Consider the following 13,494-nt stretch of genomic DNA (forward strand, 5'->3'; position numbering starts at 1 on the left):
GGGCATGTCTGAACCGCCGCGCGCGTGTCGAAGCGAAGCCAGACGTTCGCGAAACGTCAGAACGTCGTCTGCAGCGTCAGCGATACCCACGGCTTGTCGTTCCACATGAACGGGCCGTTCCCACCCGCGTAAAAGGACGGCCCGCCGGGCGCGAAGCGTGTCGTGCCGCCCGTGTGGCTGTGGTAGCCGTTGTATTGCAGCGTGACGTTGTACTTGTTGTGAATGAGCGAGTGGAGCCCGATCGTGTAGATCAGCGAACCCTGATTCGCGACGGCAGTGGATAACGACGGCGTGTTGCCATAGATCCCGTACATCACGAACATCGGCATGTCGATATCGACGCCAGGAAAAACCTGCAGCCATTTCGGATCGAACTGCATCGCGGCGACGATCGAGTTGTTCGTCGCGCAGCCATCCCATTTGCTACCCGTCGGGCACGCGAGCCCGTTGCCGGTGCCGTGGTAGAGATCGGCATTCTTGATCGAACCCACTCGCTGCGTGAAGGCGAGTTCGGCGATCAGCGTCGCCGATTCATAGAGCGGCGTCTTTTTCAGCGGCACGAGCGCGTTCGCGATCAGGTTGATCGTGTCGCCGCGGGCGCCCGCCCTGCCGGACGGATCGGCTAGCGAAGGGCCGGCCACCGAATTGAGCGCCGTGTTATGCCGATACGAGAGCTCGAAACCCGTGCTGAGGTTGCCGAGGCCCGCTTCCGCACTGACGCCGAATAGCTGCGCGTTCTGGTTGTAGGACAGGTGATAATTGGTCGCCCCCGTGGCCGGATCGCGGCCGAAGAGCAACCACGGCTGTGCCTCGTCGAGCCGGCGATAGTAAAAGCTGAGATTGCCGCCCGCCATGAAATCCGGGCTCCACGTTGCCCGAATGCCGAAGTTGTTGTGAACGTTCCTCGGCTTGAAATCGGTGCCGCGCGGGATCGCGCCCAGCAACTGGGTCGGTCCGTAGAACAGGAAATCCGACAACCCGAGATAAGTCCCACCCTCCGGCAACAGGTTGTGCTCGAACTCGAAGAAGTACTGCGCAGCCAGCGACAACTGGGGCGTGACGTCGGTCTGCATGTAGATCTGGCCACGCGGCAGCGCCAGTTCCTTCAGCGTGGAGCCCGGCGCGGCAGACCCCTTGATGCCGTCCACCGGATTCTGCGCGTAGCTGATGCTCTGGTCGCCGAAGAAGAATGCCGTGCCCCAGACCGCCGCCAGACGACCGAGCTTGACCGACGTCGAATGCCCGCCAACCTCGAAGTTGCCGTAGGCGAATGCGTCGAGCAATTGCGTACCGCTCTCGTAGTAACTGCGCGTATATGACGAATACCGGTTACCCGCGTACGAGCCGAGCGCCGAATACGGCAACCCGGGCGCGACGAAACCGGGATTGGATTTCACGGTATCGTTGTACGCAAAATCCTTGAAAAGCGATGCGCTGACGCGGAATCCATAATTCTGACGATATGAGACTGTCAGTTCCGTGAGATCGGATAGTCGATTGGTCACGAGGCTGCCGGCGTGATCGAATTTGTATTCGGATTCGTTGAAAACGGGGTTGTTTCCAATACCCGAATTCACGCCATGCACGCGCATGCCGCCGACGTATTGAAACGTGTTGTCCCAGCGCCCGTCGATATCGTCGCCCAGCGTAAATTGAAAGGCCTGCGCCGACATGGGGCCGGCAAGCAGGATCCCTCCACACGCCATCGCGCCGATGCCGGTGCACACGCGGGTCGCACATCTTCTGCTCTTCTGTCTCACGTCAATCTCCTCACGTCTCGTTGAAATATGAAATGTCGTCGCGCGGTCATGCGATGGCGTCGTCTCTCACGACGAGAGTCGATCATTCAGGGAAACAGACGAAACGACACCCCGGAAAATGTGCTCGGGGTGATGCAGCTGCCGCCATAGTATGTGCATGCGACCGGATTGGCCTGCTCGCTGGCCGGACCTTCACTGACACAGACAGGAATCAGGACTGCCATCGCAATGGCACATAACAGCAACCCGATTGCATACGTCGATCGTTTCATTGCCGTCTCCCATTCGATTATTCGATGCCGTCCGCATGAACCGGACGCCGGCCTACTTCGACTGACCAATCGATTGATGAAACGTCACGGCCCATCTTCCACAACAGCACGGACGATGTTTGTCGCCTTCGGCATCGAGCCTCCCCTGGAATCAGCCATCCCTGGCTGCCCTAATCAGGTTCTCGATGGAGTCGTCAAAGCATGGGGGCAATTATGAAACCTGGCGTCATACGGTCATCGTCGGAAGAGACGAATTTTCCCTACGAGAATCGGTGATGGGAAATCGGACAGCGTGACGCCCCATCCGAGCAAGTTGCTTCACGAAGCCCGACACAAAAATCGTCCATTCCGACGAAGACTGAATGCCGCGGTGCTTCACAATGATCAATCACCAATGGCGCGGCGCGACCACAGTTCCTCTGATGGTCCGGTCGGAATTTTATATTGCGTCACGAACTTCAATAAAAAAACAGACAAATCCGATGATTTATGGCCACCATCATTTCGATGAAATTTCGTATTTCATAATTCCATACCCATAAAAACTATTACCCAACCGCCTTATATAACCGACACCCTGGACAAGCTCGCCATTGAATACGAGGTTCACTCCAGCAAGTGGAACCGAAACCAAATTCATTTAACCGACAAAGGAAAATCATGGGACTTCTGGAAGGGAAAGTTGTCGTCATCACAGGGGCTGCCCAAGGACAGGGGGCAATGGAGGCGCGCATATTCGGCTCGGAAGGAGCGCAACTCGTACTGACCGATATCGCGCCCGCCGGCGCGGCGGTGGCCGAGGAAATCGGCAGCCAGGCGGTATTCCGGCAGCATGACGTCGCCGATCCGGCCGCGTGGAAGAGCGTAGTCGACCTGGCGATGGACCGATACGGTCGGATCGACGTGCTTGTCAACAACGCTGGCGTATATAAGCCCTGTACATTGCAAGATACCGATGTCGCGCTGCTGGACTTGCACTATCGGATCAATCAGCTAGGCGTTTTCCTCGGGATGAAGTCGGTCATCGGCCCAATGACTGCCGGGGGCGGAGGTTCCATCGTTAACATCTCGTCCCAGGCCGCCCTCAGCAGCGTCCCAGGCGCTTTTGCTTATGCGGCGACGAAGTGGGCAGTGCGGGGGATGACCAAATCGGCAGCGCTGGATCTTGCGCGTTACGGAATTCGCGTCAATTCGGTCCATCCGGGCGGGATCGACACGCCCATGATTGCCGAGAATAGCGCCGAGGCAATGGAAGGCTTCAAAGCCATGATTCCAATGGGACGCCTTGGGACGCCGGCAGAAGTCGGCCAGGTCGTACTTTTTCTCGCCTCAAGCGCGTCCAGTTACATGACCGGAGCGGAAATCGCGGTAGCCGGGGGCTTTGGAGTCTAGCTGAAAGGGTTGCCAACGAGATCGATTCAACCACAGACAGCACAGCCGTGCGCAGTAGCCGATGTTCCGTTATCGTCCGGCATTTTTGCGTATACATATGCGTACACGCCATCAATTGCTCTCAAAAAACCTATTTATATTCAAATAACTATGCGATAAATTCGAGTCCTCTCCTGGGCACCATCTGTTTTGAAAAGGTCGGCTTTATGCCGGCCTTTTTTCATTTCCAGCCCAAACATCGCGCCATGACGTTCGTCGATTACACCGCGCCCTTTAACCGCACGCTGTGACGGATACCTGCCCTCGCCATCTTCGCGTACGGGCAGATCTTCTCGGTTTCGGCGACCAGCATCGCCGCGTCCTCGGCGGCAACGCCAGGCAGTGCCACGTCCAGGTCGAGCGTGAGCGCAAACAGCCCATCGGCCGGATCTCGCCCGAACGTCGCGCTCGCCGTGACAGCCAGGTCACGCGGTAGACGCACCCTCCGTTTCATCGCGACCAGCGTCAGAGCGCCGTGGAAGCACGCGGCGAATCCGGCCGCAAACAGTTGCTCCGGATTCGTTCCACCGCCGCTCCCGCCAAGCTCGACCGGCAGTCGCAATTGCAGGTCCAGTTCGCGATCGGCCGATCGCGCGTGCCCCGACGACCGACCATGCGCCGCGTCGCCTCCAGTGACTGTGACGGTCGTCGTGTAGAGCGGCAACAGTTCACTGCCAGTGTACGGGTCGAGCAGGGATACAGAAGGCGGTGCCGTGTTTCTCATTAGAATCTCCATTTAAGGCTGTACGCGTCACGCCGGCGCTTGCGCAGCAATGCGCCGTCTGATCGGTGATGTTGACGGCCGCCCCGACCGGCGTCCATAGGACGTGTTCGAAACTTCCGGCCCCATCCCATAGTTCGGCGGCCAACTCCTCTCCAGCAACGCGCCCCGACCGCAGGCCGGTCATTACCGCCCCGCCCGACACCCACTCACCGCGTTCAATCCCGGGATTTCCCTAGGCTGACATTCCGGCCGCCACGCGGTTAAATAAATCAACGTGATTTATTTAATGCGCCGCCGCCCGGCGCCCCATGGAAGGAGACACCATGCGAAGCCCGCACATCGGCCAGGGAAGCAATTCGGCCAACGTGCGCCGTTACAACGAGCGCCTGTTGCTGAAAGCCTTGCGCCGCGCGGGCAGCGCGTCGAAAGCCGATCTCGCGCGCCTCGCGAACATGACTGGCACGGCCGTCGGCAGCATCATCACGTCGCTCGCCGACGCGAAGCTGATCGAGTTCACCGGCCGTCGCGTCGAAGGCCAGCGCGGCCAGCCCGCTTCGCTGATCCGTCTCGACCCGCGCGGCGCGTTCGGCATCGGCGTCCACCTCGACCGGATGCGGATCGAGACGGCGCTCGTCAATTTCGACGGCGACGTGCTCGGCCGCGTCACCCACGACACGCTGCTGCCGCCGCCCGCCGACGTGCTCGAGATCGTCCGGCGCGATATCGACGCGATGCAGGCCCTCCTGCCCGCGCACGAGCGGGAACGGCTGACCGGCGTCGGCGTTGCGCAGCCGTACAACCTCCGCAGCTGGATGCGCGAACTCGGCCTTGCCCCCGACACGTTCCGTCCGTGGGAAGACGTCGATTTCGCGAGCGAACTCGGGCGCGCGCTGTCGCTGCCGGTGTTCGGCGAAAACGACGGCAACGCCGCCGCGATCGCCGAACTGTTCTACGGCTTCGGCCGGCAGCAGGACGATTTCATCTACCTGTTCATCGGCCCGGCGATCGGCGGCGGCATCGCGATCGACGGCGACTGCCTGCGCGGCGTCACCGGCAACGCGGGCGACATCGGCGTGATGCCCGTGCCGCCGAGCCGCCTGCCGTCAGCGCCGCCGCCGCGCGGCCCGTGGGACATCCTGCTTGCGCGCGCATCGCTCCACGCACTCGTGCGCCACCTGCGCTACAGCGGCGAGACGGTCAACAACCGCGCGGATCTCGAAGTGTGCATCGCACGCGGCCTGCCCGCCGTCGACGAATGGATCGACGACTGCGTCGACGCGCTCGCCCCCGCGCTGCGCGCGGTGCTTTGCGTGATCGACGCACCGGTGGTCGTGCTCGATGCCGACACCGACGCCGGCCTGATCGACACGATCGCGAAGCGTCTGCACACCGCGCTCGTCGCGACCGCGCCGGAAGCGCGCGGCACGCCGACGCTCGTGCGCGGCACCTTCGGCGCGGACGCCGGCGCGATCGGCGCGGCGACGCTGCCGATGTTCTTCAACTTCTCCCCGCGGGCCGGCATCCTCAAGGGTGCGAGCGCGGAATCGCAGGAGGTCAACCATGTCGCAATCTGAGTCGCCCCGTCCGCTGCTCGAGATGCGCGGGATCAGCAAGACGTTCCCGGCCGTGCGCGCGCTCGACAACGTCAGCCTGACCGTCTATCCGGGCGAGATCCATTCGCTGATGGGCGAGAACGGCGCGGGCAAGTCGACGCTGATGAAGATCCTGTCGGGCGCGTACCAGGCCGACGCGGGCGGTGAGATCCTGATCGACGGCGCGCGCATCGACGTCGACGGCCCGCTCGCCGCGCGCGACGCGGGCGTCGCGGTGATCTACCAGGAGCTGTGCCTCGCGCCGAACCTGACGGTCGCGGAAAACATCTACGTCGGCCGCGAACTGCGGCGCGGCAACCGCCGCTGGGGCACGATCGACCGCGCGGCGATGGCGCGCGGCTGCCAGGACGTGCTCGCGCGTCTCGGCGCGCCGTTCGGGCCCGAGACCCTCGTCGGCACGCTGTCGATCGCCGAGCAGCAGCTCGTCGAGATCGCGCGTGCCGTCCACACGCGTGCGCGCATCCTCGTGATGGACGAGCCGACGACGCCGCTGTCGTCGCGCGAAACGGAACACCTGTTCCGGCTGATCCGCCAGCTGCGCGAGGAAGGTCTCGCGATCATCTACATCAGTCACCGGATGGCGGAAATCTACGAACTGTCCGACCGCGTGTCGGTGCTGCGCGACGGCACTTACGTCGGCACGCTGGACCGCGCGTCGCTGTCGGCCGAGCGGCTCGTCGGGATGATGGTCGGCCGCGACATCTCCGGTTTCTACAAGAAGGAACATGCGCCGTACGACCGCGGCCACCTGCTGCTGTCGGTGCGCGACGTCGCCGATGGCGGCCGCGTGCGCGGCTGCAGCCTCGACCTGCACGCGGGCGAAGTGCTCGGCATCGCGGGGCTCGTCGGCGCAGGCCGCACGGAACTCGCGCGGCTCATCTTCGGCGCGGAGCCGCGCACGCGCGGCGACGTGACGATCGGCGAGCGGACCTTCGGCACGCATTCGCCGCGCGACGCGATCGACGCGGGCCTCGTCTACCTGACCGAAGACCGCAAGCGCCAGGGCCTGTTCCTCGACATGAGCGTGCGCGACAACATCAACATCTCGGTGTGCAACCGCGACGCACGGCTCGGCGCGCTCGATCTCGCGCGCGGCGCCGCACGCGCACGCGACGCGATCACCGCGCTGTCGATCCGCGTGCCGCACGCGAACGTCAACGTCGGCGCGCTGTCGGGCGGCAATCAGCAGAAGGTGCTGTTGTCGCGGCTGCTCGAAACGAAGCCGCGCGTGCTGATCCTCGACGAGCCGACCCGCGGTGTCGACATCGGCGCGAAATCCGAGATCTACCGGATCATCAACGACCTCGCCCGCGCGGGTGTGGGCGTGATCGTGATCTCGAGCGAACTGCCGGAGATCATCGGCGTCGCCGACCGCGTGCTGGTGATGCGCGAAGGCGAGATCGCGGGCGAACTCGGCGGCTACAGCGGCACGCCGATCACGCAGGAAGCGATCATCGCGCTCGCGACCGGCTCGCAAACGGAACTGGCGGACGCGCACTGAGCGCCGCCGCTCATTTTTTACCTTCCATTTAGGCTACCGAAATGATCAACCCGACCAAGCAGCGGAACCTCGCTTCCGCGCCGGCCCATCCGGTACAAGACCGCGCGCCGCAGACGCGCGTCGCCGACCGCCGCGCGCGCATGCAGTCGCTGATGCGCACCGCCGGCATGCTGCCGGTCCTGCTGCTCCTGTGCATCGGATTTGGCTTCCTGACCGACGGCTTCCTCACGCTGCAGAACCTGTCGATCGTCACCCAGCAGGCATCGATCAACATCGTGCTAGCGGCCGGGATGACGTTCGTGATCCTGACCGGCGGCATCGACCTGTCGGTCGGCTCGGTGCTCGCCGCCGCGGCGGTCGCCGCGCTGCTCGCGTCGAACATCCCGAACTGGGGCTGGCTCGGCGTGCCGGCCGCGCTCGCGGTCGGCCTCGTGTTCGGCGTGATCAACGGCGGGCTGATCGCGCTGCTGCGCCTGCCGCCGTTCATCGTCACGCTCGGCGCGCTGACCGCCGTGCGCGGCGTCTCGCGGCTGATGGGCAACGACACGACGATCTTCAACCCGCAGCTGCCGTTCGCGTTCATCGGCAACGGCTCGATCCTCGGCGTGCCGTGGCTCGTCGTGATCGCCGGCGCGGTGATCGTCGCTTCGTGGTTCATCCTGCGCCGCACGGTGCTCGGCATGCGGATCTACTCGGTCGGCGGCAACCCGGAAGCGGCACGCCTGTCGGGCATCAACGTGCGGGCGATCCAGCTGTTCGTCTATGCGGCGTCGGGCCTCCTTGCCGGCCTCGGCGCGGTGATGTCGGCCGCGCGGCTCTATGCGGCCAACGGCCTGCAGCTCGGCCAGTCGTACGAACTCGACGCGATCGCCGCGGTGATCCTCGGCGGCACCAGCTTCGTCGGCGGCGTCGGCTCGATCGTCGGCACGCTGATCGGCGCGCTGATCATCGCCGTGCTGACCAACGGGCTCGTGCTGCTCGGCGTATCCGACATCTGGCAATACATCATCAAGGGGCTCGTGATCATCGGCGCGGTCGCGCTCGACCGCTACCGCCAGCGCGACTCGGCCCGCACCTGACGTTCCCCCTTTCACCCATCGGGGCGCAGGCAGGTCCACCTGCGTCCGCCGCCTGACGAACCTCACGGACCTCACGGAGACAACGACATGTTCAAGCACAAAGCTGTCCTGACCGGCATCGCCTGCGCGTTCGCCTTCGCGGCATCCGCCGCCCACGCGGACAGCAAGCCGCTGAAGTCGATCGGCATCACCGTCGGCTCGCTCGGCAACCCGTATTTCGTCACGATCGCGAAAGGCGCCGAGGCGCGCGCGAAGCAGATCAACCCGAATGCGAAGGTCACGGCCGTGTCGGCCGACTACGACTTGAACAAGCAGTTCACGCAGATCGACAACTTCATCTCCGCGCACGTCGACATCATCCTGCTCAACGCCGCCGATCCGAAGGCGATCGAGCCCGCGGTGAAGAAGGCGCAGGCGGCCGGCATCACGGTCGTCGCAGTCGACGTCGCGGCCGCCGGCGCGAATGCGACCGTGCAGACCAACAACGTGAAGGCCGGCGAACTCGCGTGCGACTTCCTCGCGAAGAAGCTGAACGGCAAAGGCAACGTGATCATCGAGAACGGCCCGCAGGTGTCGGCGGTGATCGACCGCGTGAACGGCTGCAAATCGGTGCTCGCGAAGAACCCGGGCATCAAGCTGCTGTCGAGCGACCAGGACGGCAAGGGCTCGCGCGAAGGCGGGATGAACACGATGCAGGGCTACCTGACGCGCTTTCCGAAGCTCGACGGCGTGTTCACGATCAACGATCCGCAGGCCGTCGGCAGCGATCTCGCCGCGAAGCAGCTGAACCGCACCGGCATCGTGATCACGTCGGTCGACGGCGCGCCCGACATCGAGACCGCGCTCAAGACGAACACGCTCGTGCAGGCGTCGTCAAGCCAGGACCCGTGGGCGATGGCACAACAGGCCATCAATGTCGGCTACGGGATCATGAACGGCCAGAAGCCCGCCAATCCGATGATCCTGATCGAACCGACGCTCATCACGCGCGACAACGTGAAGGGCTACAAGGGCTGGAGCGCCCCGCACTGATCCTTCATAACCCGAACGACGCCAGCCCATCATGACTCCGTTGACCCAGACGCCCGCGTGGCGCGCCCTCGCCGACCATCGCGACACGCTGGCCGGCATCCCGCTGCCCGAGCTGTTCGCGCGCGACTCCGATCGCGCCGCGCGCTTCTCGCTCGAGGCAGCCGGCCTCTTCGTCGACTTCTCGAAACATCCGGTCGTCGACGAGACGATTGCGCGTCTCGTCGCGCTCGCCCGCGCGACCGGCGTCGAAGCGCAGCGCGACGCGATGTTTGCCGGCGAGCGGATCAACCGCACCGAGCAGCGCGCAGTGCTGCACGTCGCGCTGCGCGACCGCTCGGGTGCGCCGCGCATCGTCGACGGCACCGACGTTGCCCCGCAGGTCGCGGCCGTCCTCGCGAAGATGCGCGGCTTCGCCGACGCGGTGCGCGACGGCGCGTGGCGCGGCCATACGGGCCGCCCGATCACGGACGTCGTCAACATCGGCATCGGCGGATCGGACCTCGGCCCGAAAATGGTCTGCGAAGCGTTGAAGCCCTACGCGCACCCGCGCCTGACGATGCATTTCGTGTCGAACGTCGACGGCGCGGACATCACCGAGGTGCTGAAGCACGCGAATCCCGACACGACGCTGTTCGTCGTGTCGTCGAAGACCTTCACGACGCGCGAGACGCTCGTCAACGCGCACACCGCGCGCGCGTGGCTGCTTGCGAGCGGCGCGCCGGAGGCCGCGGTCGCGCAGCACTTCGTCGCCGTGTCGACGAATGCGGACGCGGTGGCCGCGTTCGGCATCGATCCGGCCAACATGTTCGGGTTCTGGGACTGGGTCGGCGGCCGCTATTCGCTGTGGTCGGCGATCGGCCTGCCGATCGCGCTGCAGACCGGGATGGATGCGTTCGAAGCGCTGCTCGACGGCGCGCATGCGATGGACCGGCACTTTGCCACTGCGCCGCTCGAGCACAACCTGCCGGTGCTGCTCGCGCTGATCGGCATCTGGCATCAGAACTTCCTCGGCGCGACGAGCCACCTGATCGCACCGTACGACCGCTACCTGCACCGGCTGCCTGCGTACCTGCAGCAGCTCGACATGGAAAGCAACGGCAAATCGGTGACGCTCGCGGGCGAACGCGTCGACTACGCAACCGGCCCCGTGATCTGGGGCGAGCCGGGCACCAACGGTCAGCATGCGTTCTTCCAGCTGCTGCACCAGGGCACGGCCGTGATTCCTGCCGACATGATCGTCTGCATGCGGCCGCAGCACGCGCTCGACGAACACCACGACATCCTCGTCGCGAACTGCTTCGCGCAATCCGAGGCGCTGATGAACGGTGCGCGTTCGGCCGACGAGCCGCACCGCCATTTCGAAGGCAACCGCCCGACCAGCACGATCTGTCTCGACCGGCTCGACCCCGCGTCGCTCGGCGCGCTGATCGCGCTGTACGAGCACAAGGTGTTCGTGCAGGGCGCGGTCTGGCAGATCAATTCGTTCGACCAGTGGGGCGTCGAGCTCGGCAAGCGACTCGCGGTGGCGATCGAGCGCGAGCTCGGCGAACCGGGCCCCGTCGCTTCGCACGACGGCTCCACCAACCAGTTGATCAACCGCTACAAGGCACGGCGCGACACAGCGGCGTGATCTGACATGACGACGAACCTCCCCCGACTGGTCGTATTCGGCGAAGCGCTGACCGACTTCATCCGCGACGACGCGCAACACTGGCACAGCGTCGCCGGCGGCTCGTGCTGGAACGTGGCCCGCGTCGGCGCCCGCCTCGGGGTGCCGACCGGCTTTGCCGGCACGGTCAGCCGCGACATCTTCGGCGACGAGCTGATCCGCAAGAGCGAGGAAGCCGGGCTCGACATGCGCTTCATGCGGCAGGTCGACCGCGCGCCGTTCCTCGCGATGGTCGTGTCGAAGCAGCCGCCACACTATTTCTTCATCGGCGAGAACAGCGCCGATCTCGCGTTCGATCCGGCCGCGCTGCCCACCGGCGCGCTGGACGCCGCCGAGATCGTGCACGTCGGCTCGCTCGGCGTCGTGCGCGAGCCGCTCGCGTCGCGCCTGATCGACATCGCGCAGGCCGCGCGCGCAGCCGGCAAGCGGATCTCGTTCGATCCGAACTTCCGTGCGCCGATGGCCGAGCCGTCGTATCGCGCGACGCTGCGCCGGCTCGCCGGCCTCGCCGATTACATCAAGGTGTCCGACGAAGACCTGACCGGCCTGTTCCCCGAACTCGACGAAACCGCCGCGCTCGCACAACTGCGCACGTGGGCGCCCGATGCGGCCGTGCTCGTCACGCGCGGCGCTTCCGGCATGCACCTGTTCCATCGCAACGACACGCTGTTCCAGCCGGCGTTCCCGACCGATGTCGCCGACACCGTCGGCTGTGGCGACGCAAGCGTCGGCGGCTGGATGGCGAGCCTCCTCACGCGGCCCGATGCGCCGGCCGCCGAGCATCTGCGCTACGCAGCCGCGTGCGCGTCGGTCGCCTGTGCGCATCCGGGCGCCTACGCGCCGACGGCCGCCGAGGTCGCCGCGCGGCTCGACGCGTCGAGCGTCGCGGCGGAGCTGTCGCGATGAAGCCGGCCCAAGCATCAGTCGCGCGCGATCCGTCGGCGTTCGCCTTCGTGCTGTTCGGCGGCACCGGCGATCTCGCGATGCGCAAGATCCTGCCGGCGCTGTATGCCGCGCATCGAGACGGCCTGCTCGCACCGTCCGGACGCATCGTCGCGGTCGCGCAGAACCCGTTCGACGATGCGGGCTACCTGCGCTGGGTCGATGCGTCGGTGCGTCCGCACGTCGAGCGCGCATCATTCGACGACGCGTCATGGCGCAGCTTCGTCGAGCGGCTCGCGTATGTCGAGCTCGACGCGAGCCGGCCCGACGCGTTCGCGCGCCTGCGCGATGCGCTCGAGCCGATGCCCGGCCGCCGCATCTTCTACCTCGCGACGGGACCGTCGCTGTTCGTGCCGATCTGCCGCTCGCTCGCGGGTGCGGGCCTCGCGCCATCGTCGTCGCGCATCGTGCTCGAGAAGCCGCTCGGCTACGATCTCGCGTCGTCGGCCGCGATCAACGACGCGGTCGGCACGATCTTCGCCGAGGAGCAGATCTACCGGATCGATCACTACCTCGGCAAGGAAGCGGTGCAGAACCTGTTCGCGCTGCGTTTCGGCAACGTGATGTTCGAGCCTCTGTGGCGCCGCGAATGGATCGAGAACATCCAGATCACCGTCGCGGAGGAACTCGGCGTCGGCGGTCGCGGCCCGTTCTACGACCAGACCGGCGCGCTGCGCGACATGGTGCAGAATCACCTGCTGCAACTGCTCGCGATCATCGCGATGGAGCCGCCGCAATCGATGGAAGCGGACGCGGTGCGCGACGAGAAGCTGCGCGTGCTGCGCGCGTTGAAGCCGCTCACGGCCGACGACATTCCTCGCAGCGTCGTGCGCGGCCAGTATCGCGCGGGCGCCGTGCGCGGCAGCGCGGTGCCTGCGTATCAGGACGAACCGGGCGTGACGCCTGGCAGTGCGACCGAAACCTTCATCGCGCTGAAGGCCGAGGTCGACAACTGGCGCTGGGCCGGCGTGCCGTTCTTCCTGCGCACCGGCAAGCGGCTGGCGGACCGCGTGGCCGAGATCGTCGTCAACTTCCGGCCAGTCCCGCATTCGGCGCTCGGCGCCGCCGCGCTGCGGCCCGGCTCGAACCGGCTGACGATCCGCCTGCAGCCCGACGAATCGATCCGGCTCAGCACGCTGGCGAAGCAGCCGGGGCTCGGGATGTCGCTGCAGGGCGTGCACCTCGATCTCGCGTTCGACCGCTTCTTCCAGCAGAACCGGATGGAGGCCTACCAGCGGCTGCTGCTCGACGTGATCGCCGGACGTCTTGCGCTGTTCGTCCGCCGCGACGAACAGGAAGCCGCGTGGCGCTGGGTCGCGCCGATTCTCGACGGCGCCGCGCATCACTCGCCCGCACCGAAGCCTTATGCAGCCGGCAGCTGGGGGCCCGCGCCGGCGAGCGCGCTGCTCGCGCGGCACGGCACCTGCTGGCGCGAGGAAGAAAACTGACCGGCAATTTGCCACATTAAGAA

Annotated in this window: 11 protein-coding genes; 9 read left to right on the forward strand and 2 right to left on the reverse strand. The window is 65.5% G+C overall.

Features of this window, described 5'->3' with window-relative positions; genetic code table 11:
* Positions 1 to 56: 56 nt before the first annotated feature.
* Positions 57 to 1,760: a DUF1302 domain-containing protein gene (locus tag DID96_RS22660; RefSeq protein ID WP_124601501.1), complete on the reverse strand. Its 1,704-nt coding sequence runs from the start codon at positions 1,758 to 1,760 to the stop codon at positions 57 to 59.
* Positions 1,761 to 1,988: 228 nt separating this feature from the next.
* Between DID96_RS22660 and DID96_RS22665 the strand changes: the two genes are divergently transcribed.
* Positions 1,989 to 2,249: a hypothetical protein gene (locus tag DID96_RS22665; protein WP_124601502.1), complete on the forward strand. Its 261-nt coding sequence runs from the start codon at positions 1,989 to 1,991 to the stop codon at positions 2,247 to 2,249.
* Positions 2,250 to 2,692: 443 nt separating this feature from the next.
* Positions 2,693 to 3,424 carry an SDR family NAD(P)-dependent oxidoreductase gene (locus tag DID96_RS22670; protein WP_124601503.1) on the forward strand — a complete coding sequence of 244 codons (732 nt, stop codon included), beginning with the start codon at positions 2,693 to 2,695 and terminating at the stop codon, positions 3,422 to 3,424.
* 259 nt (positions 3,425 to 3,683) lie between these two features.
* Here DID96_RS22670 and DID96_RS22675 read toward each other — a convergent pair whose 3' ends face one another.
* On the reverse strand, positions 3,684 to 4,187 hold the full coding sequence (locus DID96_RS22675; protein WP_124601504.1) for an Ohr family peroxiredoxin: 504 nt from the start codon (positions 4,185 to 4,187) through the stop codon (positions 3,684 to 3,686).
* A gap of 323 nt (positions 4,188 to 4,510) precedes the next feature.
* Here DID96_RS22675 and DID96_RS22680 point away from each other — a divergent pair, with 323 nt between their 5' ends.
* The 7 genes from DID96_RS22680 to zwf all read left to right on the forward strand — a co-directional run bounded on the left by DID96_RS22680 (position 4,511) and on the right by zwf (position 13,471).
* Positions 4,511 to 5,761 (forward strand): ROK family protein, encoded by a 1,251-nt coding sequence (locus DID96_RS22680; protein ID WP_124601505.1) that lies wholly within the window; start codon positions 4,511 to 4,513, stop codon positions 5,759 to 5,761.
* Positions 5,748 to 7,301, forward strand: coding sequence for a sugar ABC transporter ATP-binding protein (locus DID96_RS22685; RefSeq protein WP_124601506.1), 1,554 nt, complete (start codon positions 5,748 to 5,750; stop codon positions 7,299 to 7,301). Before DID96_RS22680 ends, DID96_RS22685 begins: the two co-directional genes overlap by 14 nt.
* A 41-nt stretch (positions 7,302 to 7,342) precedes the next feature.
* Positions 7,343 to 8,380 carry an ABC transporter permease subunit gene (locus tag DID96_RS22690; protein WP_124601507.1) on the forward strand — a complete coding sequence of 346 codons (1,038 nt, stop codon included), beginning with the start codon at positions 7,343 to 7,345 and terminating at the stop codon, positions 8,378 to 8,380.
* Between the two features lie 87 nt (positions 8,381 to 8,467).
* Entirely contained in the window at positions 8,468 to 9,412 is a 945-nt protein-coding gene (locus DID96_RS22695) for an ABC transporter substrate-binding protein (RefSeq protein ID WP_124601508.1), read from the forward strand.
* A 31-nt stretch (positions 9,413 to 9,443) separates the two neighbouring features.
* Positions 9,444 to 11,042 carry a glucose-6-phosphate isomerase gene (gene pgi / locus DID96_RS22700; protein ID WP_124601509.1) on the forward strand — a complete coding sequence of 533 codons (1,599 nt, stop codon included), beginning with the start codon at positions 9,444 to 9,446 and terminating at the stop codon, positions 11,040 to 11,042.
* A 6-nt stretch (positions 11,043 to 11,048) separates the two neighbouring features.
* Positions 11,049 to 11,987, forward strand: coding sequence for a carbohydrate kinase (locus DID96_RS22705; RefSeq protein ID WP_124601510.1), 939 nt, complete (start codon positions 11,049 to 11,051; stop codon positions 11,985 to 11,987).
* Positions 11,984 to 13,471 (forward strand): glucose-6-phosphate dehydrogenase, encoded by a 1,488-nt coding sequence (gene zwf, locus DID96_RS22710; protein WP_124601511.1) that lies wholly within the window; start codon positions 11,984 to 11,986, stop codon positions 13,469 to 13,471. Before DID96_RS22705 ends, zwf begins: the two co-directional genes overlap by 4 nt.
* Positions 13,472 to 13,494: the final 23 nt, after the last annotated feature.

The sequence above is a fragment of the Burkholderia sp. Bp8963 genome, assembly GCF_003854275.1.
Classification (GTDB): Bacteria; Pseudomonadota; Gammaproteobacteria; order Burkholderiales; family Burkholderiaceae; genus Burkholderia.